Origin of the sequence: Streptomyces sp. SolWspMP-5a-2 (assembly GCF_900091845.1) — a bacterium.
Classification (GTDB): domain Bacteria; phylum Actinomycetota; class Actinomycetes; order Streptomycetales; family Streptomycetaceae; genus Streptomyces; species Streptomyces doudnae.
The window spans coordinates 15,722-40,455 of the sequence record NZ_FMCI01000318.1 but is presented as its reverse complement, the minus strand read 5'-3'; the positions used below and the strand labels follow the sequence as shown (position 1 = coordinate 40,455).

Sequence of the window (24,734 nt, the reverse complement as noted above, 5' to 3'; positions counted from 1 at the left end):
ACTCCTGCGGGGTCTCGCACCGGCACGGCGCTCCACCGCGGCCGCCGCGGCGGCCGTCACCGACGCCGCAGCCTCGCCCGGGGCCCGTCTCGCCGCCCTCCCGGCGGCCGAACGGCACCGCGCGGTCCTGCACTTGGTGCGCTCGCAGGTCGCCGCGGTCCTCGGACACGGCTCCGCCGAGGCGATCGGTGCCGAACGGGCCTTCCAGGAGCTCGGATTCGACTCCCTCGCCGCCACCGAACTCCGCAACCACCTCAACTCCCAGACGGGGCTGCGGCTTCCCGCCACCCTCGTCTTCGACCACCCCAACGCCCTCGCCGTCACCCGGGTCGTCGAGGAGGAACTCGCCCTCGCCCACCCGGTGGCCGGCGCCGGCGCCGACGCGGCCGGGGAGGACGACGGCGTCCGCCGCGCCCTGTCCGCCATCCCGGCCAGGCGCCTGCGGGACGCCGGTCTGATGGACACCCTGCTGGAGCTGGCCCACGAGGCGGGCGACCTCCGGGACTCCGACCGGGACGCCCTCCTCGCCACCCTCGACGACGAGGAAGGACCCGACCCCGACACCGACGACGAGACGGCGCCCGGCACCGACGCCCTGCGCGCCGAGACCGCCAGGCTGCGCCGGGACAACCGCCGCCTCACCGCGGCCATGCACGAGCCCATCGCCATCGTCGGCATGGCCTGCCGCTACCCGGGCGGCATCACCTCGCCCGAGGACCTGTGGCGCCTGGTCACCACCGGCGACGACGCGATCGTGCCGTTCCCCGAGGACCGCGGCTGGGACCTGTCGATCCTGCGCGACCCCGAGGCGAAGCACCCCGACGGCCTGTACGCCAGGGAGGGCGGCTTCCTCGACGGGGCGGCCGACTTCGACGCCGGGTTCTTCGGGATCTCGCCCCGCGAGGCCCTCGGCATGGACCCGCAGCAGCGCCTCGCCCTGGAGATGTCCTGGGAGGCCCTGGAGCGCGCCGGGATCGACCCGCACACCCTGCGCGGCAGCAGGACCGGCGTCTTCGCCGGCGTGATGTACCACGACTACCCGGGCAGCGACGGCAACGGCAGCGTCGTCACCGGACGCGTCTCCTACAAGCTCGGACTCGAAGGCCCCGCGGTCTCCGTGGACACCGCCTGCTCCTCCTCCCTGGTCGCGCTGCACCTCGCCGTGCAGGCGCTGCGCCAGGGCGAGTGCTCCCTCGCCGTCACCGGCGGCGTCACCGTGCTGTCGACGCCCGCCGTCTTCGCCGAGTTCGGACGGCAGGGCGGCCTCGCCCCCGACGGCCGCTGCAAGTCCTTCGCCGCGGCGGCCGACGGCACCGGCTTCTCCGAGGGCGCGGGCTTCCTCGTCGTCGAACGGCTCTCCGACGCCGTCCGCAACGGCCACGAGGTCCTCGCCGTGGTGCGCGGCTCCGCCGTCAACCAGGACGGCGCGAGCAACGGGCTCACCGCGCCCAACGGGCCCTCGCAGCGCCGCGTCATCCGGCAGGCCCTCGCCAACGCCCGGCTCGCCGCCGACCAGGTCGACGCCGTCGAGGCGCACGGCACCGGCACCACCCTCGGCGACCCGATCGAGGCCCAGGCCCTGCTCGCCACCTACGGGCAGGACCGGGAGCCGGGACGGCCGCTGCTGCTCGGCTCCATCAAGTCCAACATCGGCCACACGCAGGCCGCCGCCGGTGTCGCCGGGGTCATCAAGATGGTGATGGCGCTCCGCAACGACCTGCTGCCCGCCACCCTCAACGTGGACGCGCCGAGCGACCAGGTCGACTGGAACGCCGGTGCCGTGGAGCTGCTCACCGAGGCACGCCCGTGGACCGGCGACGGACGTCCGCGCCGGGCCGGGATCTCCTCGTTCGGCATCAGCGGCACCAACGCCCACGTCATCGTCGAGCAGGCGCCCACCGCGCCCCGCCCGGCCGACGAGGCACCCGACGCCCCCGCGCCCGTCGTGCCGTGGCTGCTCTCCGCCCGCGACCAGGACGCCCTGCGCGCCCAGGCCGAGCGGCTGCACACCTGGCTGACCGCCGACACCACCGCACGCCCGCTGGACGTCGCCCACGTGCTCGCCACCGGACGCGCCGCGTTCGAGCACCGGGTGGCCGTCACCGGCTCCGGCCGCGACGACCTGCTCGCCGGGCTCGGCGCCGTCGCCCGGGGCGAGGAACCCGCCACCACGGTCGGCGAGGGACTCCTCGCGCTCCTCTTCCCCGGACAGGGCTCCCAGCGGCTCGGCATGGGCCGCGACCTGCACGCGCGGTTCCCGGTCTTCGCGGAGGCGTTCGACGCCGTCTGCGCCGGACTCGACGAGCACCTGGACCGGCCGCTGCGCGAGGTCATGTGGGGCGACGACCAGGCCGCCCTCGACGACACCGCGTACGCCCAGGCCGCCCTGTTCGCGCTCGGCGTCGCCCTGCACCGGCTCACCGCGTCCTGGGGCGTCACCCCCGACCTGGTGGCCGGGCACTCCATCGGCGAGATCACCGCGGCCCACGTCGCCGGGGTGTTCTCCCTCGCCGACGCCTGCGCCCTGGTCGCCGCCCGCGGACGGCTCATGGCGGCCCTGCCAGGGGGCGGCGCCATGGCCGCGCTCCAGGCCACCGAGGACGAGGTGCTGCCCTACCTCACCGACGGCGTCTCCGTCGCCGCCGTCAACGGACCCGCCTCCCTGGTGGTGTCCGGCACCGCCGAGGACGTCGAGAAGATCACCGCGATCCTCCGCGACCAGGGCCGCCGCACGACCGCCCTGCGCGTCTCGCACGCCTTCCACTCGCCGCTCATGGAACCGATGCTTGCGGAGTTCCGCGCGGTCGTCGCCGGGCTCTCCCCGCAGCCGCCGGTCCTGCCGGTCGTCTCCAACCTGACCGGCGCCACCGCGAGCGAAGGGGAACTCCGCTCCGCCGACTACTGGGTGCGGCACGTCCGCGAGGCGGTCCGCTTCGCCGACGGCGTCGCCACCCTGCACGCCGCGGGCGCCACCCGGTTCCTCGAACTCGGCCCGGACGGCGTCGCCTGCGCCATGGCCCGCGAGACGCTCCCCGAGGAGGCCGTCACGGTCGCCGCGCAGCGCCGCACCGGACCCGGCGACGAGGCGGTTGTCGACGCGCTGGCCCGGCTGCACGGCCACGGCGTCCGCGTCGACTGGGCCGCGTTCTTCGCCGGACTCGGCGCCCGCCGCGCCGACCTGCCCACCTACGCCTTCCAGCGCCGCCGCTTCTGGCCCGAGGACCTGATGGCGCGCGGCGCGGGCGCCGAGGCCGCCGGGCTCGGCTCCGCCGACCACCCGCTGCTCGGCGCGGCGGTGGAACTCGCGGGCACCGAGGGACACCTCTTCACCGGACGGCTCTCCCGGGGCAGCCACGCCTGGATCTCCGACCACCAGGTCATGGGCGCCGTCCTGGTCCCCGGCACCGCCCTGCTGGAACTCGCCGTGCACGCCGGGACCGTCCTGGGCTGCGACCGGGTGGAGGAACTCACCCTCGCCGCGCCGCTGGTCCTCCCGGAGCGCGGCACCGTCCAGATCCAGGTCGGCGTCGGCGCCCCCGACGAGTCCGGCCGCCGCACCCTCGGCATCCACTCCCGGCCCGCCGACGACCCGACCGCGCCCTGGACCTCGCACGCCGACGGCACCCTGACGACCGCGCCCGCCGACGCGCCCGCGACCGGCTTCGACACGACCGTGTGGCCGCCCGAGGGCGCCGAACCGCTCGACGTCGACGGACTCTACGAGCGGTTCGAGGACGCCGGGTTCCGCTACGGCCCGGTCTTCCAGGGCCTGCGGGCCGCCTGGCGCCGGGACGGCGAGGTGTTCGCCGAGGCAGCCCTGCCCGACGGCACCGACGGCGGCGCGTTCACCCTGCACCCCGCGCTGTTCGACGCCGGACTCCACGCCACCGCCCTCGCCGGGAACGGCGAAGGGGACGGCGAGGGGTCGGGCGGCAGCGTCCCGTTCTCCTGGAACGGGGTCGCCGTGCGCGCCGTCGGCGCCTCCACGGTCCGGCTGCGGCTCTCCCGCGCCGACGACGGCACCCTCGCCATCGCCGTCGCGGACCTCGCGGGCACCCCGGTCGCCGAGGTCGCCTCGCTGGTGACCCGGCCGATCTCCGCCGCCCAGCTCGGCGGCGACGGCGCCCACCGCGACTCCCTGTTCACCGTGGAGTGGGTCGCCGCCGAGGAGACCGCGGCGACGGCCGACGGCCCGTTCACCGCCGTCGGACCCGACGCCGACCTGTTCGCCGCCGCCGTCGGCGCGACGACCGCGGCCCGCGCCGCCGACCTCGACGAGGTGCCGTCCGTGGTGCTGCTGCCCGTCGTCACGGGAGCGGAGACCGCGACGGCCGCCCGCACCGCGACCGCCCGGGTCCTGACGGCGGTCCAGGAGTGGCTCGGCGACGAACGGTTCGCCGCCGCCCGCCTGACCGTCGTCACCCGGGGCGCCACCGACGGCACCGACCCGGCGGCGGCCGCCGTCTGGGGGCTGGTGCGCGCCGCGCAGGCCGAGCACCCCGACCGGTTCACCCTCCTCGACCTGGCGCCCGGCGCCGACGTCGGGCCGGTCCTGGCCGCCGCGGCGGCCTCCGCCGAACCGCAGCTCGCGGTGCGCGACGGACGGCTCCTCGCCCCCCGCCTGGTCCGGGCCACCGTCTCCGGTGCCACCGGCGCCGACCCGGAGACCGGGGAGACCACCCCGGTCTGGGACCCGACCGGCACCGTCCTGATCACCGGCGGGACCGGCGGCCTCGGCGCCGCCGTCGCCCGCCACCTGGTCGACGAACACGGCGTCCGCGGCCTGCTGCTGGTCAGCAGGAGCGGCCCGGAGGCGCGCGGCGCGGCCGAACTCGCCGCCGCCCTGCGGGAGTCGGGCGCCGACGTCACCGTCGCGGCCTGCGACGTCGGCGACCGGGACGCCGTCGACGCGCTCCTCGCCACCGTCCCCGCCGACCGCCCGCTGCGCGCCGTGGTCCACGCGGCCGGTGTCCTGGACGACGGGGTCGTCGACTCCCTCACCGAACAGCGGCTCGCCGACGTGCTGCGGCCCAAGGCGGACGCGGCCTGGCACCTGCACGAGGCGACCGAGGGGCTCGGGCTCGACGCGTTCGTCCTGTTCTCCTCCGTCGCGGGCACCCTCGGCAGCGCGGGACAGGCCAACTACGCGGCGGGCAACGCCTTCCTCGACGCGCTGGCCCGCCACCGCCGCGGACGCGGACTGCCCGCGGTCTCCCTCGCCTGGGGCCCCTGGACCCGGGGCAGCGGCATGACCGGCGAACTCGGCGAGGCGGACATCGCCCGGATGACCCGGGCGGGCATGCCCCCGATGACCCCCGAACAGGGCCTCGCGCTCTTCGACGCGGTCACCGGCGGCACACCCGCACCCGACCTGCTGCCGGTCCGGCTCGACCTGGGCGCCCTGCGCGCCCGGGGCGAGGTGCCGCCGCTGTTCCGGTCGCTGATCCGGGTCACGGGCCGGCGCGCCGCCCCCGCCGGGGGCGCCGCCGCGGCCGCCGACCTCACCGCGCGCCTCGCCGGGCTCACCCCCGCCGAGGGCCAGGACGTCCTGCTCGACCTGGTGCGCGGCCAGATCGCCACCGTGCTGGGCCACGCCGGACTCGCCGACGTCGAACCGACCCGCGCCTTCCAGGACCTCGGCTTCGACTCGCTGACGTCGGTGGAGCTGCGCAACCGGCTCGGCGCCCTGATCGGGGTCAGGCTCCCGGCCACCCTGCTGTTCGACTACCCGACGCCCAGCGAGCTGGTCGACCACCTGTACGCCAAGGTCGCCCCGGCCCCGGCCGAGGGGACCGGCGGGGTGCTGGGCGAACTCGACCGGCTGGAGAAGGCGTTCGCGGGCGCCGAGGTCGGCGCGGAACTCTTCGAACAGGTCGCCGGACGGCTGGAGGTGCTGCGCGGCAAGTGGCATTCCCTGCGCGCCGAGGCCCTCGCGGCGAGCGGCGGGGCCGCGGCACCGCAGGAGGAGTCCTTCGACTTCGACTCCGCCTCCGACGAGGACATGTTCGACATGCTCGACAACGAGCTGGGCCGCGACTGACCGGATACCGCCCCCACGGGGGCACCCGTCGAAAGAGCCCGCGGGGGCCCGGTGCCGAGGACAGGCACCGGGCCCCCGCGGGCTTCCGGCCCGCTCCCCGCCGCGCCCGCACCCCCTGCGAGCTGCACCGGTCAGAATCCGGTGGTCCGCACGCCGCGCCCCGGCCCGCCCGGCGGGCACCGCACCGGACGCCCTCCTGCCTCCCGACGCGACCCCCGGGCCCGTTCCCGTGTCGCACGGCGCCCGTTTTCAAACGTACGGAAACGGACAGCTCCGCCCGCTGAGCAGCCCATGGCTCGATGTGTGCGCCCGCCGTGCCTGTTCCGGCCACCGGGACTGACCGGAAACGGGCACGGCCAGGCGGCCGTGCCCGGACACGGGAAGAGGCCCGCGGACGCTGAGGATGGGCGTCCACGGGCCTCGTCCCCCCGCGCGTGGGGGGAGTTCGCGCGAGGGGTCAGAGGGGCCGGCGGAAACCGCGCAGGGCGGCCACCATGCCGACCACGGCGATCACCGTGCAGATCGCCAGAGCGGGGATCGCGTGGTCGAGCCCCGGCACGTCGAGGGCGAGCGCGCGGGTCGCGTCGATGGCGTAGGTCAGCGGGTTGACGCTCGCGACCACCCGCAGCCACGCGGGCAGGTCCTCCACCGGCACGTAGGCGCTGGAGGCGAACATCAGCGGGAAGATGACGATCAGCGCGAGGTTCTGCAGCGGCTCGGCCCGCCGCAGCCAGGCACCGGCCGCGATGAACGCCCAGCCGAGCGAGAAGCTGATGAACAGCGTCAGACCCGCGGAGAGCGCCAGCTCGGCCATGCCGCCGTGCGGCGAGTAACCGAGCGCCGTCATCGCCAGCACCATGATCACCAGCACCTGGACGGCGCTGCGCACCAGGCCCACCAGGCTCCGCGCCGCGAGCAGCGCCCCCGGGTGCACCGGCAGCGAGCGCAGCCGGGCCACCATGCCGTTCTTCTGGTCCTCGACCAGACCCACCCCGGACTGCATCGCCGACTGCGCCGCGTTGTCCACCAGCACGGCGGGCAGCACGTAGTCGAGGTAGCTCACCCCGCCCGGGAAGTGCGGCGGCATGCCCATCTTGCTGAACACCTGCGTCAGCACGAACAGGATGACGACCGGCTGGATCAGGCCGAACAGCACGATCCCCGGGTCGGTCACCATGGCGCGCAGCGACCGCCCGGTCAGCACCCGGATCTGGGTGAGGAGCGAACTCCCGCCGAACACGGGCCGGTCGGCGCCCGCGACCCGGGAGGCCGGTCCGGTCGCGGGGGTGAGCTGGGTGGTCATCGGGTCCTCCACGGGGGACGTCGGTCGGCGGGGGCGTCCGCCGGGGTGGCGCGGGGCTCGTCGGAGCCGGGGCGGAGCGCCGCGCCGGGTGCGGCGCGTCGCGGGCGCGGGGCGCTCACGCCGGGGTCCTGGCCGCGGAGCGGTCGGCGAGCGCCAGGTACACGTCGTCGAGGCTGGGCTCGCCGAAGGTCAGCTCGCTCGCCTCGACGCCCGCCTGGTCCAGGGTCCTGATGACGTCCGCGATCTCCCGGGTGGCGTCGATCGGGACGACGACGGTCCGCGCCTCGTCCTCCCCGTTGACGGCGGCGAAGCCCGCGACGCGCAGGGCCGCGCCCGCCCTGCCCAGGTCCTCGCCGGTCTCCAGGGTGAGGGTGACCGTGCGGCGCCCGATGGTCGCCTTCAGCTCGGCCGCCGTCCCCGCGGCCACCACGCGGCCCTCGGAGAGCACCGTGATGGTGTCCGCGAGCCGGTCGGCCTCCTCCAGGTACTGCGTGGTCAGGAGCACGGTGGTGCCCTGCCTGACCAGGCCCTCGACGATCTCCCACAGGTTGAGCCTGCTGGTGGGGTCGAGCCCGGTGGTCGGTTCGTCGAGGAACAGCACCTCGGGGGCGCCGACCAGCGACACCGCGAGGTCGAGCCGCCGGCGCAGGCCGCCCGAGTAGCCGCTCGCGCGCCGGTCCGCGACCTCGGTCAGGGCGAACAGTTCGAGGAGTTCGTCGGCGCGCGCGGCGGCGGCCCGGCGGCCCGCGCCGAGCAGCCGGGCGATGAGCACGATGTTGTCGCGGCCGCTGAGCTGGCCGTCGACCGAGGCGAACTGCCCGGTCAGGCCGATCCGGCGGCGGATCTCGACGGGCTTGTCGGCCACGTCGAAGCCCGCCACGCAGGCCCGCCCCGAGGTGAGCGGCAGCGCCGTGGTGAGGATGTTGACCAGGGTGGTCTTCCCGGCGCCGTTGTGGCCGAGGAGGCCGAGGACCGTGCCGCGCGGGGCGGCGACGCTCACCGAGTCCAGGGCGTGGACCGAGCCGAACGACTTGGTGACGTTGTCCGCCTCGATCATCAGGTCTCCGGAACCGGAGCCCGGCGCCGGTCCCGGCCGGGTGACAGGGGGCGTGACGAGCCCGCTCATGAGATGTACTCCCGCTGGTGGGTGGGGTGCGGACGGCGGATCACCGGCCGGATGGGCGACGGGGGCCCGGAGACCGGGCCCCCGCAGGAGAGGGGCCCCGCCCGTGGCGGGCGGGGGAGTGGCGGTCGCGGCCGGTCACGGCCTGACCGGGCGCCGGGACCGCGGGGCACCGCGCCCCTGGCCCACGGCGCCGCAGAAGAGGGGACCCGGCCCCGCCGGAACGGGGGCCGCCGGGAGACGGCGCGGACGTCCCGCGCGCGGGACCGACTCCGTCCGGTCCGGCGGCCGTTCGGGGCCGGGTCGGCGCGGGGAGGTCACGCCGGGTCGCCGTCCATGAGGCGGAACAGCTCCTCGTCGGACGCGTCGGCCACGTCCACGGTGACCGTGCCCTGCTCCTGGGCGCCGCCCCGGGACGACGCCCAGCGGCCCGCCAGGGCCCGCAGCCGGGCCGCGGTGTCCGAGTCGACGCTCGCGCCGGAGACGAGCAGCGTCTCCAACTCGTCGACCAGGGCGGCCGGGTCACGGCGGCGGCGCGGCCGGGTGTCCCGCAGCGCGTCGCACACCAGGCGGGCCACCGCACCGGGGGAGGGGTGGTCGAAGACCAGGGTCGGCGGCAGCCGCACCCCGGTCGCCGCGGTCAGCCGGTTGCGCAGCTCCACGGCGGTGACCGAGGTGACCCCCAGCTCCGTGAAGGCCAGGTCGGCCCCCGCGTCGGACGGCAGCGTCCCGCCGACCACCGCGGCGAGTTCACCCCTGACCAGCTCCGTGACCAGGCTCTCGGCCTCGTCGTCGGAGAGCCCGGCCAGCCGCTCGGCCAGCTCGGGGCCCGCGTCGGCCGCCCCGGGACCGGCAGGCAGCGGCCCGCTGGCGACGGCGCCCAGCGGCACCGACGCCAGCCAGTACGCCTCGTGCTGGAACGCGTACGTGGGCAGCGTCACCGTCCCCGCGCCCGGCAGCGCCGCCCGCCACTCGACAGGCAGCCCGAGCGCGTGCAGGCGCACCGCGCAGGCGAGCGCGGCCCCGGCCTCGTCGGTGCCGCCGCGCAGCACCGGCAGGACGGCGGGCCCGGTGTCGGGGTCCCGGTCGCCCAGGCACTCCCCGACCATCGGGGTGAGCGCCGCCTCCGGGCCCAACTCGACGTAGACGGCGGTGTGTTCGGCGTCGAGGTGGGCGACCGCGTCGGCGAACCTGACGGTGTCCCTGGCGTGCCGCACCCAGTGCTCGGGGTCGGCCGCCTCCTCGGCGGTGAGCGGCCTGCCGGTCACCCCGGAGACGACCGGCAGCGCGGGTTCCGCGAAGGAGAGCCCGGCGACCACGTCGCGGAACCCGGCGAGCATCGGGTCCATCAGCGGCGAGTGGAAGGCGTGGCTGACCACCAGCCGCCGGGTCTTGTGACCGCGCGCGGCCGCCTCGGCGACCAGCGCGGACACCGCGTCCTCGGCGCCGGAAAGCACCACGGAGGACGGCCCGTTGACGGCGGCCACCGCGACCTCGTCGGCGTGCCCCGCCAGGAGCGCCACCGCCTCCTCCTCGGAGCAGCGCACCGCGACCATCGCGCCGCCCGGCGGCAGCGCCTCCATGAGCCGCCCGCGCGCCGCGACCAGGGCGCACGCGTCGGCGAGCGACAGCACCCCGGCGACCTGCGCTGCGGCGATCTCGCCGACCGAGTGCCCGACCAGCCGGTCGGGGACCGTGCCCCAGGACTCCAGGAGCCGGTACAGGGCCACCTCGAAGGCGAACAGGGCGGGCTGCGCGTACCCGGTGCGGTCCAGCAGCGCGGCGTCGTCGCTCTCCGGCGCGGCCCACATGACGTCGGTCAGGGGCCGCTCCAGGTGCGGGTCGAGGAGCGCGCACACCTCGCGCAGCGCGGTGTCGAACACCGGGAACGCGGCGGCCAGTTGGCGGCCCATGCCGGGGCGCTGGCTGCCCTGCCCGGTGAGGACGAACGCCGTCTCCCGGCCGCCGCCCAGCGGACCGCGCCCGGCGCTGCCCGGTGCCTCGCCGCGCGCGAACGCCTCGGCGGCCGCGACGAGTTCGGCCCGGTCGGCGCCGGTCAGCACGGCCGTGCGGGGGTGCACGGTACGGGTGGTCAGGAGCGAGTGGGCGATGTCAGCGGCGGAGACCTCCGGGTGCGCGGCGGCGTACCCGGCGAGGCGCCTGGCCTGTCCGCGCAGCGCGTCCGGGTCCTTCGCCGACACCAGCCACGGCGCCGCGGGCCCGCCGTGGGCGTCGTCCGCGGGGGCGTCCTGGGCCGGTGCGGCGGCGGGCGCCTCCTCCAGGACCAGGTGCGCGTTGGTGCCGCTGATGCCGAACGACGAGACCCCGGCCCGGCGCGGACGGCCCTCCTCGCGGGGCCAGTCCCGCGCCTCGGACAGCAGCCGCACGGTGCCGGGGCTCCAGTCGACCTGGGAGGTCGGCGTGTCCGCGTGCAGGGTGCGCGGGAGGTGCCCGTGCTCCAGCGCCAGCACCATCTTCATGACGGCGGCGGCGCCCGCGGCGGCCTGCGTGTGGCCCAGGTTGGACTTCACGGAGCCCAGCCACAGCGGCCGTCCGTCCGGACGCTCGCGCCCGTAGGTGGCCAGCAGCGCCTCGGCCTCGATCGGGTCGCCGAGCGCGGTGCCGGTGCCGTGCGCCTCGACGGCGTCGACCTCGTCGGCGCCGATGCCCGCGTCGGCCAGGGCCTGCCGGACGACCCGCTGCTGCGCGGGTCCGTGGGGCGCGGTGAGCCCGTTGGAGGCACCGTCCTGGTTGACGGCCGAGCCGCGGATCACGGCGAGCACGGGGTGGCCGTTGCGGCGGGCGTCCGAGAGCCGTTCGAGGACGAGCAGCCCCGCCCCTCCGACCAGGCCGCGCCGTCGGCGCCGTCCCGAAGGACTTGCAGCGGCCGTCGGGGGACAGGCCCCGCAGCCGGGAGAAGCCGACGAAGGCGGCGGGCGTGGACATCACCGCGACCCCGCCGGCCAGCGCGAGGTCGGACTCCCCCGACCGCAGCGAGCGGCACGCCAGGTGCAGCGCGACCAGGGAGGAGGAGCAGGCGGTGTCGACGGTGAGGGCGGGACCGCTCAGCCCGAGGGTGTAGGCGATCCGGCCGGAGAGCGCGCCGCCCGCGGTGCCCACCGGCAGCAGGCTCTCCAGCTCGCCCGACGGGTCGGCGGCGCCCGCCGCGTAGTCGTGGTACATCGCGCCGGTGAAGACACCGGTACGGCTGCCGCGCAGGGTCGCCGGGTCGAGCCTGGCGCGCTCGACGGCCTCCCAGGCGGTCTCCAGGAGCAGCCGCTGCTGCGGGTCGGTGGCGAGCGCCTCGCGCGCCGACATCCCGAAGAACCCGGCGTCGAAGTGGGCGGCGTCGCGCAGGAACCCGCCCTCGCGGGCCACCGAGGTGCCGGGGGCGTCGGCGCCCTCGGGGGTGTCGGCGAAGAGGGCGTCCAGGTCCCAGCCGCGGTCCTCGGGGAAGCCGGTGACGGCGTCGGTGCCGTCCCGCAGCAGCTCCCAGAGCGCCTCGGGCGAGGTGGCGCCGCCGGGCAGCCGGCACGCCATGGAGACGATCGCGACGGGCTCGTCGGTGGCCGCGGTCCGTGCGGTCTCCGGGGTCTGCGGCCCGTTCAGGCCCGCCAGTTCGCGGGCCAGCGCCTGCGGCGTGGGGTAGTCGAAGGCGAGCCCCGCGGGCAGGGTCAGCCCGGTCGCCTCGGCGAGCGCGTTGCGCAGCCGCACGGAGGCGACCGAGTCCAGGCCGTGGGCGCGGAAGGTGACGTCGGGTCCGATCGGGGCGGCCGGGGCGTCCTTGCCCGGCACGGCGGCCAGCACCTCGGTGACGGCCGCGACGACCAGGCCGAGCGCGTCCCGCAGCGCCGGGCGCGGCGCGCGCTCCCCACCGCCCGCGGGCTGTTCGGCGGTCTGCGCCAGGTGCTGTTCGAGCGCCCGCCGGTTGATCTTCCCGGCGGGGGTGCGGGGCAGCGCGGGCAGCGCCACGACCTCCAGCGGGATCTTGTACTCGGCGGTCCCCGAGGCCCGCAGGAACGCCGTGACGTCCCGGAGCGCGACGGTGCCGCGCGGCGCGGCGGGCGCCTCGGACGGCGCGGTCGGCGCGGTCGGCGCGGTCCGTTCGGTGACCACCAGGACCGGGTACTCGCCCAGCCGCGGGTCGGGGCGGGCGACGACGGCGAGCGGGCCGATGTCCGGCATCTCCGCCAGCAGCGTCTGGATCTCCACCGCGTTGAACTTGCGGCCGCCCACGTTGATCAGCTCCGCCGAGCGGCCGTGGAAGGAGACCAGTCCGTCCGCGCCGATCGACGCGAGGTCGCCGGTGCGCAGCCAGCCGTCCCCGGTCAGCACCGAGCGGGTCAGCTCCGGTTCCCCGAAGTAGCCGCGGAACAGGGTGGGACCCCGGTACTGCAGCTCACCGGGTTCGCCGGGCGGGCACGGCAGCCCGTCCTCGCCGACGACCCGCATCTCGGAGTCCTGGATGGGCCTGCCCACGCTGCCGGAGGCCACCTCCGGCGGGTCCGCGGCCAGGCTGCTGGTGCCGTTGCCCGCCTCCGACATGCCCCAGACCACGATCAGCGTGGTGTCCAGGGTCTGCCGCACCTCGCGCACCAGCGCGGGCGGCAGCGCGGCGCCCGCCGTGAGGATCCGGGCGGGCCGCAGCCCGCCGCGGTCCGGCAGCTCCCTGGCCCGGGTCACGATGTCGTGCAGCTGCGCGGGGACCGCGACGACCACGCTCGGGTCGTGCCGTCCGGCCAGCTCCATGAACCGCTCGACGTCCCAGGTGGGCAGCAGCACGTGCCGTCCGGCGCGGAAGAACGCCGCGTACACCGACTGGAGTCCGAAGCAGTGGGTCAGCGGGCACGCGGTCAGCACGGTCCCCGCGTAGGCGTCGGCGGAGTCCTCGGTCGCCACCCGCGAGTTGGTGAGCAGCGCGTCGTGCGAGTGCAGACAGATCTTGGGCCGCGCCGAGGTGGTGCCGGACGACGGCAGCAGCACGAACGGCGACTCGGGCCGCACGTCGACGGGTTCGGGGGCCTGCCCCGACCAGCGGGCGAGCAGTCCGGTGACGGTCTCCGCGCCGGGCGCGGCCTCGTCGCCCGCGACCAGCACCGCCCGCAGCGAGGGCAGCGCCTCGCGCAGCGCGGTCGCGGCGAGCGGTCCGTCGCCCTCCTGGGTGCGCGACGGCAGCGCGACGGCGGCGGGTTGGACCCGCTCCAGGAGCGCGCGCACGTCGGTGGCGGCGTTGCCCTGGTGGACCGGCATGGTGACGGCGCCGACCGACGCGGCCGCCAGATGCAGCGTCAGGTACTCCCAGCAGTTGGGCAGGTGCAGGGCCAGCACGTCGCCCGGGACCACCCCGGCGGCCTGGAGACCGCGCGCCAGCGCGTCCACCTCGGTGCGCCAGGTGTTCCAGGTCAGGGCGCGGTCGCCGGCGTGCAGGGCGACGGAGTCGCCGCCCCGGCGCACGGCCGCGGCGAACACCTCGGGCAGGGTCAGCCCGTCCAGGGCGCGGCCGGTGCTGCCGGGGGGATCGGTCAGGTAGTCGTGGGTGTGGACGGGCACCATCACTCCCGGGGGTCGAGCGTCGCCGTCATGGAGAGAGAACCGCTCCAGACTCTTGCCGCGCGGGCCGTGTTTTCCCTAGAGATGGCCCGGAGAGGTGCGCGCGGCGGCCCGGCGGGGAAAGGGGGCGGCCCGGCGACCGCCTCCGGCCACCGGACCGCACCTCGTGCCTATGCCGTCGCCCGCCCTAGGGCAGCGCCCGTTCCTGCGTGCGGTTCTGCACGACGGTCGGGTCGTCGGGGTCGGCGCCGGGGGCGTCGCGGCCCGGGAACGCCGCGCCCAGCAGCCGCAGCAGCGGCGTCGCCTTGACGGCCGTCTCCTCGAACTCGGCGGCCGGGTCGGAGAGCGCGATGACCGCGCCGCCGACGCCGTAGCGCAGCCGGTTGCCGCTGAGGACCATCGTGCGGATGACGATGGACAGGTCGACCGCGCCGGTCAGCGAGAAGTAGCCGATGGCGCCCGAGTAGACGCCGCGCGGGCCGCCCTCCAGGCGGTCGATGATCTGCATGGTGCGGATCTTCGGGGCGCCGGTCATCGACCCGCCGGGGAACGCCGCCCGCACCGCGGCCACCGGGCTGCTGTCCGCGCGCAGCCTGGCGCGCACGGTGCTGACGAGCTGGTGGACGCTCGCGTACGACTCCACCTGGAAGACCGGGTCGGCGACGACCGAGCCGACCGCCGCGCACCGGCCCAGGTCGTGCCGGACCAGGTCGACGATCATCAGGTTCTCGGCGCGGTCCTTCTCGCAGGTCGCGAGGTCCTCGGCGAGCAGGGCGTCGGCCTGCTCGGTGGCGCCGCGCGGCCGGGTGCCCTTGATGGGCTTGGACTCCATGGCGCCGTGCCGGTCGATGCGCAGGAAGCGCTCGGGCGAGCTGCTGAGCACCGCGACCTGCCCGAAGTGCAGGAACGCGGCGAACGGCGCGGCGCTCACCCGGCGCAGCGCCCGGTAGGCGTGCCACGGGTCGAGGTCGGTGTCGGCCTCCGCCATGTTGGTGAGGCAGACCTCGTAGGTCTCGCCCGCGGCGATCTCCTGCTGGCAGACGTCGATCAGCTTGAGGTAGGCGTCCCGGTCGTGGCGCAGCTCCACCGGGCCCGTGGTGCACTCGGGGACCTCGGCGCAGGGCCCGGGGCGCTGACCGGCGATGCCCTCCAGGGTGCCGGCGGTCTCGGTGAGCCAGGCGCGCGCCGCGTCCTCGTGGCCGTCCTCGGCGAGCGCCAGCAGGTAGCCGGTGTCGCTGTGGTGGTCGACGACCAGGGCCCGGTCGGCGAAGACGAGGGTGGCGTCGGGGTCGGGGGAGCGGTGCGCGGCCTCGCCGTCGCACTCGGCCTTGAGTTCGTAGCCGAGGTAGCCGACCCAGCCGAGCGCGAACTCGAAGGGCAGCGCGGGCACTTCGGTGCGCAGCCCGGCGAGGTCCTGCTCCAGCCAGGTCAGGAACGGGCTGTCGACGGTGCGGGTGGCGCCGCCCTCGGTGACGGTGACGGTGCCCGCGGTGACGTCGGCCTTGGCGATCCTGGCGAGCGGGCCGGAGGCGTCGCCCAGCACGGAGAGCTGGCCGAGGCGGTCGCCGGGGCGGCTGCTGTCGAGCCAGAACGGGTGCTCGCCGCCCCGGAACAGGGTGTCGAAGGCGACCTCGGGGTCGAAGCGGGCGGGCAGTTGCTCGACGAGGACCCGCAACTCCCGCACCGGGGCGACCGGTTCGGGGTCGATCCGGCGCTGGGTGGGCCCGGCGGGGCGGACCCGGGGGCGGCCGTGGCGTTCGGTGAGGCCGCGGAAGTTCTCCAGCAGCCGGTGCCCCTCGCGGGTGCCGATCGACTCGGGGTGGAACTGCACGCCCCACAGCGGCAGGGTGCGGTGGCGCAGCGCCATCAGCACGCCGTCCGGGGAGAACGCGGTGCCTTCGAGGTCCGGCGGCAGGTCGGTGACGGCGAGGGAGTGGTAGCGGACCACTTCGAGCGGCTGCGGCAGCCCCTCGAAGAGCCCGGTGCCGTCGTGCCGCACGGCGGAGGTCCTGCCGTGCCGGGGCTCGGGCGCGCGGCCCACGCGGGCCCCGTGGGCGAGCGCCATGCCCTGGTGGCCCAGGCAGACGCCGAGCACGGGCAGGCGGCCCTCGGTGGCTATCTCGGCGCAGAGGCCGAAGTCGGCGGGGCGGTGCGGGGTGCCCGGTCCGGGGGAGAGGACCACGTTGTCGAACGCGTCGAGCAGCCCGGGCCGCCAGGCCGGGTCGTCGTTGCGGATGACCTCCGGCTCCTGCCCGTTGACCCGCGACAGGTAGTGGAAGAGGTTGTAGGTGAAGGAGTCGTAGTTGTCTACGAGAAGTGTGCGCATGGTGTCCTTGTCCAGGAGGCGCGTGAGCGGAAAGTGACGTGGGAGGCGAAGGACGGGGGTGCCGTCCGGCCGTGGACGGTTCTCGTGCTGCGCGGCGGCCCCGGCCGCGGCGGACGTGCGGTGGCACGGCGCCGGTCGGCGTGCTTCGGTCACGGCTCCAGCGCCTGCCCGGGAGGCGGTCCCGCCGCCACCCGGGCCGGACGCTCAGGAGGCCGGGGCGAGGGCGCGGGCGATCTCGGACTGGACGGCGGCGAGGTGCTGGACGAGGAAGAAGTGACCCCCCGCGTAGGTCCGCAGCCGGTACCCGCCCGTGGTGTGGTCCTGCCAGCGCTCGGCCTCCGCGATCGTGGTCAGCGGGTCGGCGTCGCCGGTCAGGACGGTGATGTCGCACGCCACGCGGCGGTCGGCGGGGCAGGAGTACGTCTCGATGGCGCGGTAGTCGCCGCGCAGCGCGGGCAGCGCCATGCGCAGGATCTCCTCGTCGCCGAGGACCCCGGCGGCGGTGCCGTTGAGGCGCTTCATCTCGGCCACGATGCCGTCGTCGTCGCGGAGGTGGACCTCCTCGGCGCGGGTGGTCGACGGGGCGCGGCGCCCGGAGGCGAGGACCTCGCGGGGACCGGCGCCCTTCTGCTCCAGCCGCCACGCCGTCTCGAACGCGAGGGCGGCGCCCATGCTGTGCCCGAAGAACACGGTGGGCCGGTCGTCCAGCGCGAGGAGCTGCTCGGTGATCTGGTCGGCGAGCGTGCCGAGGTCCGCCACGCAGGGTTCCTTGCGCCGGTCCTGGCGGCCGGGGTACTGGAGCGAGACGACCTCGGCGGACGGCGCGAACCGCGCCGAGACCGGGTGGTAGAAGCTGGCGGAACCCCCGGCGTGCGGGAAGCAGACCAGCCGGACCGCGTCGGCGTGGGCCGGGTGGTAGCGCCGCAGCCAGCGGGCCGCGATCTCGTCAGCAGCGGTGGTCACGGTGTGTGTCCCTTCAGTGGTTCGCGCCGGCGGGGTCCCGCCGGCCTGGTGTCAGTCCTCGTGGACGGTGACCGAGCGGGACGGGCACAGGTCGCCCGCCGCGCGGACCGCGTCCCGGTCCTGGTCGCCGGGCTCCTTCGCCAGCAGGACGACGACACCGTCGTCGTCCTGGTCGAAGACGTCGGGCGCGTTCAGCACGCACTGGCCCGCTCCGACGCACTGCTCCCTGTCGACGGTGACACGCATGATCGTTGGCTCCTCGGGGTGGGGTCGTGGTCGTCCGGGTGGGGCCGGGACCGTCAGGACCCACCCGGTGCCGGTGGCTACCAGCGCACCGGCAGCTCGTGGAGGCCGAACAGGATCCCGTCGTACTTGAACGCCAACTCGTCCATGGGGACGGCCAGTTCCAGGGTCGGGATCCGCTCGAACAGCCTGCGGTAGGCGATCTCCATCTCGACCCGGACCAGGTTCTGCCCCAGGCACTGGTGGACGCCGTACCCGAACGCGATGTGCCGGCGCTCGGCGCGCTCCGGGTTGAAGGCGTGCGGGCAGCCGAAGACCTCGGTGTCGTGGTTGGCGGCGGCGATCAGCGGGACGATGCCCTCGCCCTTGCGGATCAGCTGCCCGGCGATCTCCACGTCGTCGACGGCGACCCGCAGGGCGACCATGTCGGCCACCGAGTGCAGCCGCAGCAGCTCCTCCACGACCCGGTCGCTGCCGATCCACTCCGGGTTGGACAGCAGCGTCACCACGCCGAGGCCGATGTTGTTCGCGGTGGTCTCGTGCCCGGCGATCAGCAGGAGCAGCAGGACGCCGGAGAGCTCCTCGTTGCTGAGCTGGCCCGTCGACAGCAGCCGGCTGATCAGGTCCTCGCCGCGCCACTTCTCCTTGATGGCGATGAGCCGGTTGATGTAGCGCAGCAGCTCGCGGGTGGCGGTGGCGCGCTGCTCGTCGGTGGAGGTGCGGATGGCGACCAGGGTGCGGGTGCGCGACTCGAAGAAGTCGCGGTCGGCGGAGGGCACACCGAGCAGCGAGGAGATGACCAGGGACGGCACCGGCAGCGCGAAGTCCTCCACCAGGTCCGCGGTGTTGCCGCCCGCCAGCATGGCGTCGATGCGCTCGTCGACGGTCTTCTCCACGGCGGGCCGCAGGTCGCGGACCCGGCGCACGGTGAACTCGGGGATGAGGACCTTGCGGAACCGGTCGTGCTCCGGGGAGTCCAGTCCCACGAACCAGCCGGGGATCTGGTCCTGCTTGGGGACGCCCATCGTCGCGCCGACGTTGGGGAAGCCCTCGTTGTCGGGGTTGGCGCTGATCTTGGGGTGGGTGAGCACCGCGCGCACGTCCTCGTGCCGGGTGACCAGCCAGATCGGCACGCCGTTCGGCAGATGGGACCTGACCAGGCCGCTCTGTTCCCGGTGGGAGGCGTACTGGGACAGCGGCAGCGGTTCCTCGGGCGTGCGCAACGGGAAGTCGACCACCGTCGGGCCGGGGCTGGTCGTCATGTCCGCTCCTTGTTTCTCGTCCCGCGGTCGGCGGGTCTCGTGCTGCGGTCGGCGGACCGGGCCCGGTCGGGCCCGGCGGCGGGCGGGTGCGGCGGCCCGCCGCGGCGGGCCCCCGGTCAGCCCCCGGTGTAGAACTCCCGGACGGCGCCGGTGATGTACTCCTGGTCGGCCGCGGTCAGCCCGGTGTGCGTGGGCAGGTAGAGGCCGTCCTCGCTGAACCGGTGGGCGTTGAGGGTCGGCCACACCGGGTCGAGGTAGCCGGGCTGGCGGCTCATCGGCTTGAAGAACAGCCGGGTCTCGACACCGCGCGCGTCCAGGTGGGCGCGCAGCTCCTCCCGGCGCTCGGCGCGCAGGTCGTACATCCACAGCACGTCACGGGCCGGCATCAGGGTGATCCCGGGGACGTCCTTGAGGCCCGCGTCGTAGCGGGCCTCGATCTCGCGGCGGGCGGCGAGGATGTCGTCGAGCCGCTCCACCTGGGCCAGCGCGACGGCGCCCTGCATCGCCGTCATCCGGAAGTTGTAGGCGAGCTTCTTGTGCAGGAAGCTGTGGTCGCGGGTGAAGGCCATGGCCCGCAGGTGCGCGAGCTGCTGCGCCAGGCGCGGGTCCTCGGTGAGGCAGATGCCGCCCTCACCCGCCGTGATGATCTTGTTGGCGAACAGCGAGTAGCAGGCGATGTCGCCCACCGGGCGCACCCCGTGCGCCTCCGCCGAGTCCTCCACCACCCGCAGGTTGTACTGGTGGGCGATGTCCATCACCGCGTCCATGTCGCAGCGCCGCCCGTAGATGTGCACCGGCATGATCGCCCGGGTGCGCGGGGTGATCTTCTCCTCGATGCGCGACACGTCGATGTTCAGGTCGTCGCCGCAGTCCACGAAGACGGGCGTGGCGCCGGTGTAGGTGACCGCCCACGCGGAGGCCACCATCGTGAACTCCGGGACGATCACCTCGTCGCCCGGTCCGATGCCCAGCGCGCGCAGCGCCAGGGTCAGGGCGGCGGTGCCGGAGGAACAGGCGACGCCGTGGGCGACCCCGTTCCAGGCGGCGAACGCCTCCTCGAACCGCTGGACGTAGGGCCCCTGGGAGGAGATCCAGCCGCCGGAGACGGCGTCCGTGACGTACTCCAGTTCGCGGCCGTCCAGACTCGGCCGGGAGACGGGATGGGTGAAGGCCATGAAGTCCTCGCTGCTGTCGCTTGGCTGACGCGGGATGGGGGCGGGCGGGCGCGGGGCGCTCACGCCGAGGGGAGCAGGCCGAGCACGAGGTCGGCGGCGGTCTTGCGGCCACCGGCCGCCTTCTGGAGGGCGCCGAGCCGCTCGGCTTCCTCACGGAACGACGGCTCGGTGGTGACGCGGGTCAGCTTGTCGACGACGTCGTCGACGTCGACGGTGTGCGGCCGGTCCAGGGTGAGGCTGATGCCGAAGTCGCGGCCGCGCACCGCCTGGTCGAAGCAGTCCACCCACAGCGGGCGCACCACCTGCGGCTTCCCGAAGTAGACGCCCTCGTGGTAGGCGTTTCCGCCGCCGTGCGAGAAGAACGCCGACACGTTCGGGTGGGCGAGCACGTCGAGCTGGGAGGGCACCCACTTCTCCACCCGCAGGTTGCCGGGCAGGGTCTCGGCGGGCGGCAGCAGGTGCTGCTGCTCGGCGGGCAGCTTCCACAGGAACTGGTGGGTGTCCGCCATCCGCCGCGCCACCTCCACCAGCGCCTCGACCTCGGGGCGGGTCAGCCGGGTGATGGTGCCGAAGCCCATGTAGACCACCGAGGACTGCCGGTCGAGCCAGCCGGACACCTCGTCGTCGTCCGGTGCCTCCGGCAGCGGCGGCAGCACGGCCCCCACCAGGTTCAGCTTCGAGGGGATGTCGAACGGGTAGTCCAGCTCGGCGATCGACGAGCAGAGCACGGCGGCGGCCCGGTCGACGCGGGTCATCGCGTTGGGCGGGGTGATGCCCAGCTCCTTGCGGATCGCCGCGTCCTCGCGCAGCACCTTGCCCATCGCCGGACCCAGGAACATGCCCAGGGTGCGCCACTTGAACAGGGTGTTCTCCCGCTTCTGCCGGGCCGACATCGCCAGCGGCAGACCGGAGTTGGGCACGGGGAAGTTCTTCGGCGTGTACGACGCGCCGAACGGGTTGTGCGAGGTCAGCACGTTGCTGGCGACGAACGGCACGTTCAGCACGTACGGGATGCCCCGGGTCAGCGCCAGGTCCACGGCGAACCCGGCCACGCAGTCCACGACCAGCAGCGCAGGCCGCACCTCGTCGACGACCTTCTCCAGCTCCCGGTACTTGCGGGCCTGGAGCGCGGGCTTGTAGGACTGCCTGACCACCGCGCGGTGCGCCTTGAACCGCGACGACTGGGTGACCTCCCGGTACACGTCGTCGTCCCAGGTCACCGCCGACAGCTCGGAGAACGTCTCGCCCAGCGACGCGAACGACACCGGCGACGCCGCGCCGAGCGCCGTCACCTCGTCGCGGCGGCTCTCGTCGGTCGCGAACCACAGGTCGGGGACACCACGGCGGGCCAGCTCCCCGGCCAGCACCAGCAACGGGTTGAGCAGGCCGCTCTCGGGGAGGCTGACGAAGAGGATCGGCCGGGCGGCGGAGTCCATGGGTGGGGTGCCCTTTCACGAGGTGGCGCCGGGGGTGGCCGCGGTCCGCCGGTCACGCGTGGACGGGCGCGGGGAGTCGTGCGTGTGCCGTGCGCCGGCCGGTTCCGACCGAGGCGTTGCCGGTGGCACCCTCACTTGATCTCATGGCAGCTACCGGGGAAATCCTTAGACATCGCGTCCAGGGGCCCCGCCGAGCCCCTCGAATGTGCGTAGATGAGGTTCCGGCGGGGCAGGTGCGACGCGAGGCCGGTGATCGACGTCGTCCGACGGGACCGCACCCGCCCCGAGGACCGTCGGCCGCCGTTCCGGGCCCTGTACGACGCGAGGGAGAGCAAGTGAGCGAGCGGGCCCGTACCGACACCCCCGCGCCGCCCCTGGTCGGGCGGACCCGGCACCTCGACGCCCTCGCCCGGTACGCCGCCGCCGCCCGCGCCGGACAGCCCCGGCTGGTCCTCGTGGACGGACCCGCGGGCGCCGGCAAGACCGCCCTGCTGCGCGCCGCCGTCGCCGAGGACGGACCCTTCGCCGGGATGACGGTCCTGCACGGCGGCTGCCGCGCCGTCGACGCCGCCACCGGCTACAGCGGGGTCCGCGCCCTCTTCACCCGGCTCGGCCTCACCAGCCGCAAGGGCCGCGCCTCGCACCTCCTGGACGGCGCCGCCCGCCGCGCCCTGCCCGCCCTCGCCGCCGACCCCGAGACCCTGGAGAGCCTCGGCGCCGCCCCCGAGGGCACCTTCTCCGTCCTGCAGGGCCTGTACTGGCTCACCGTCAACCTCATGTCCGAGGGCCCGCTGGTCCTCGTCCTCGACGACGCCCACTGGTGCGACGAACGGTCCCTGCGCTGGCTCGACTTCCTGCTGCGCCGCGCCGACGGACTGCCGCTGCTCGTGGTGGCCGCGCACCGCACCGAGGCCGGGCTCGCCGCCCCCGACGCCCTCGCCGACCTGGCCGCCCACCACCTGCCCGCCACCCTGCGCCTCGGCCCGCTGGACACCGCCGAGATCACCGAGCTGGTCGGCCGCGTCTTCCCCGGCCACCAGCCCGAACCGGCGTTCGTCGGGCGGCTCGTCTCCGTCACCGGCGGCAGCCCCCTGGAGGCCGTGCGGCTGCTGCGCGACCTGTGCGCCGCGGGACTCGGCCCCGACGACGCCGGGACCCGGCAGATCGCCGAGGTCGGCGGCCGGGTGGTCGCCGCGTCCGTCCAGGCCGCCCTCGCCAACCAGCCCGGCTGGGTGCGCGAGGTGCTGCTCGCCGTCGCCGTCCTCGGCGACGAGGACACCGCCTACCTCGCCGCCCTCGTCGGCGTCTCCGCCCTGCACGTCGAGGAGGGCGTGGAGATCCTGCGGCAGGCCGGTCTGGTCCAGCGCGCCCGCCGCGAACCGGTCCACGACCTGGTGCGCGCCGCCGTCCTCGACACCCTGGGCCCCGCCGGGACCGCCGAGCTGCGGATGCGGGCCGCCCGGCTCCTGTCCGACATCGGACGCTCACCCGAGGAGACCGCCGCCCAGCTCCTCGCGGTGCCGGGACCCGGGGACGCCTGGACCACCTCCGTGCTGCGCGCCGCGGCGACCCAGGCCGAGCAGCGCGGCGCCCCCGAGGCCACCGCCCGCTACCTGGAACGCGTCCGGGAGGCCGAGCCCGACGACCCGGACGTCCTGACCCGCCTCGGCAAGGCCCTCGCGGAGACCGACCCGCGCCGCTCGGTCGACCTGCTGCACGCCGCGCACGCCCGCACCACCGACGTCCGCGCCCGCACCGCCACCGCCGTCCAGCTCGCCCTGACCTGCCTCAGCGTGCAGCGCTCCGCGGACGGCACCCGGGTGCTGACCGAGGCGCTCGACGACCTCGACGCCGAACTCGGCGCCGCCCCCGAACCCGTCGACCGCGAACTGCGCACCCTCGCCGAGTCGGCCCTGCTCATCGTGGGCGCCGACGAGAAGTCGACCCTCCCCGACGTGCTGCGCCGCACCGCAGGCCTCGTCCCTCCGCCCGGGGACACCCCCGCCCAGCGCCAGCAGCTCGCCATGCTCAGCGTCCTCGCCGCCGTCGACGGCCAGCCGGTCGCCGAGAGCGTACGGCGGGCCCGCAGCGCGCTGCGCGCCCCCGGTGTCCCGCTCGGCGTCTGGTCGCTGCTGCCCGCCTCCCTCGCGCTCAGCCTCGCCGACGAGAACCGGGCCGCCTCCGACGCCCTGGAGACGGTGCTGCGCGGCAGCCGGGACACCGCCGCGGTCTGGACGTACGTGCTGGCGCTCTCCACCCGCGCCCTGTACCGGCTGGAGAACGGGGAGGTCGCCGACGCGCTCGCGGACGCCCAGACCTCGCTGGAGATCCTCGGCCAGGAACGCTGGGGCGACAGCACGACCATGCCGCACACCGCGTACGCGGCGGCCCTCGCCGAACGCGGTGAGACGGCCCGCGCCGAGGAGGCCCTCGCCGCCGTGAAGCGGCCCCGGTTCGACCGGTTCGCCTGGGAGTACCACTGGTACCTGATGGCCCGTGGCCGGGTGCGGGCCGCCCGCGGTGATCTGGAGGGCGCCCTGGAGGAGTTCCGCACCTGCGGCGATTCCCTCGCCTCCGCGGGCCTCGGCAACCCGGTCTTCGCGCCCTGGTGGCTGGAGGCGGCCTGCCTGCTCGGCGGGCTCGGCCGCACCACCGAGGCGCTGGAGGCCGCCGGGCACGGCGCCCGGCTCGCCGAGCGCTGGGACACCCCGCGCGCCCGCGGGTACGCCGCGCTGGCCGTCGGCGCCGCCACCCCGGGACCGGCCGGGACCGAGCGGCTGCGCGGCGCGGTCACCCTGCTGGAGTCCTCACCGGCGCGCGCCCACCACGCGCGGGCGCTGCTCCTGCTGGGCCGCGCGGTGCTGGCGGACGGCGAGGTGCGCGAGGCGCGCGACCATCTGCGGGAGGCCGTCGGACTGGCCCGGCGCAGCGGCTGCGTCGCCCTCGCCCGGCAGGCGCGGGAGGACCTGGTGGCGGCCGGCGGACGGATGCGGGAGATCACCGCGTCGCCGCTGGACATGCTGACCGGCACCGAGCGCACGGTGGCGGGTCTGGTCGCCTCGGGTGCGGGCAACCGGGAGGTCGCGGAGTCCCTCTTCGTGACGGTGCGTACGATCGAACTGCACCTGACGAGCGTGTACCGGAAACTGGGCGTGAACAGGCGTGCCGACCTGACGGAGGCCCTGCGCGCGGGTGGCCCGCCCCCGCCCGTCCCGCCCCGGCCGGGGATCTGAGAACCGGGGGAGGAAAAGCCAACAAAAAGAACATCAGGTTACATGTAGTACTCCTGTTCCCGCGGAAATATATGATCACC

General features: G+C 75.5%; 10 protein-coding genes and 1 pseudogene. 2 read left to right on the top strand and 9 right to left on the bottom strand.

The window, feature by feature from the left end:
• Positions 1 to 4: 4 nt before the first annotated feature.
• Positions 5 to 6,040, top strand: coding sequence for a type I polyketide synthase (locus GA0115242_RS31495; RefSeq protein ID WP_093834550.1), 6,036 nt, complete (start codon positions 5 to 7; stop codon positions 6,038 to 6,040).
• 457 nt (positions 6,041 to 6,497) lie between these two features.
• On the opposite strand, the gene GA0115242_RS31490 is transcribed toward GA0115242_RS31495, so the two are convergent.
• From GA0115242_RS31490 to GA0115242_RS31450, 9 genes and pseudogenes are all read right to left on the bottom strand, one after another.
• Positions 6,498 to 7,343 carry an ABC transporter permease gene (locus tag GA0115242_RS31490; RefSeq protein WP_093834546.1) on the bottom strand — a complete coding sequence of 282 codons (846 nt, stop codon included), beginning with the start codon at positions 7,341 to 7,343 and terminating at the stop codon, positions 6,498 to 6,500.
• Between the two features lie 115 nt (positions 7,344 to 7,458).
• The gene (locus GA0115242_RS31485) at positions 7,459 to 8,469 is read right to left on the bottom strand and encodes an ATP-binding cassette domain-containing protein (RefSeq protein WP_093834544.1); all 1,011 of its coding nucleotides are present in this window, start codon (positions 8,467 to 8,469) and stop codon (positions 7,459 to 7,461) included.
• A gap of 314 nt (positions 8,470 to 8,783) precedes the next feature.
• Positions 8,784 to 14,019 (bottom strand): annotated as a pseudogene (locus tag GA0115242_RS42605) (beta-ketoacyl synthase N-terminal-like domain-containing protein).
• A 184-nt stretch (positions 14,020 to 14,203) separates the two neighbouring features.
• Entirely contained in the window at positions 14,204 to 16,342 is a 2,139-nt protein-coding gene (gene pabB / locus GA0115242_RS31475; protein ID WP_093834542.1) for an aminodeoxychorismate synthase component I, read from the bottom strand.
• 204 nt (positions 16,343 to 16,546) lie between these two features.
• Positions 16,547 to 17,305 carry a thioesterase II family protein gene (locus GA0115242_RS31470; RefSeq protein ID WP_093834540.1) on the bottom strand — a complete coding sequence of 253 codons (759 nt, stop codon included), beginning with the start codon at positions 17,303 to 17,305 and terminating at the stop codon, positions 16,547 to 16,549.
• Between the two features lie 51 nt (positions 17,306 to 17,356).
• Complete coding sequence (locus GA0115242_RS31465) at positions 17,357 to 17,551, bottom strand: ferredoxin (protein WP_093834538.1); 195 nt, start codon at positions 17,549 to 17,551, stop codon at positions 17,357 to 17,359.
• Positions 17,552 to 17,628: 77 nt separating this feature from the next.
• Entirely contained in the window at positions 17,629 to 18,810 is a 1,182-nt protein-coding gene (locus GA0115242_RS31460; RefSeq protein ID WP_093834536.1) for a cytochrome P450, read from the bottom strand.
• Positions 18,811 to 18,926: 116 nt separating this feature from the next.
• Positions 18,927 to 19,985: a DegT/DnrJ/EryC1/StrS family aminotransferase gene (locus tag GA0115242_RS31455; protein ID WP_093834534.1), complete on the bottom strand. Its 1,059-nt coding sequence runs from the start codon at positions 19,983 to 19,985 to the stop codon at positions 18,927 to 18,929.
• A 59-nt stretch (positions 19,986 to 20,044) separates the two neighbouring features.
• On the bottom strand, positions 20,045 to 21,421 hold the full coding sequence (locus GA0115242_RS31450; protein WP_093834532.1) for a glycosyltransferase: 1,377 nt from the start codon (positions 21,419 to 21,421) through the stop codon (positions 20,045 to 20,047).
• A 335-nt stretch (positions 21,422 to 21,756) separates the two neighbouring features.
• Here GA0115242_RS31450 and GA0115242_RS31445 point away from each other — a divergent pair, with 335 nt between their 5' ends.
• Positions 21,757 to 24,654 (top strand): helix-turn-helix transcriptional regulator, encoded by a 2,898-nt coding sequence (locus GA0115242_RS31445; RefSeq protein WP_093834530.1) that lies wholly within the window; start codon positions 21,757 to 21,759, stop codon positions 24,652 to 24,654.
• Positions 24,655 to 24,734 lie beyond the last annotated feature (80 nt).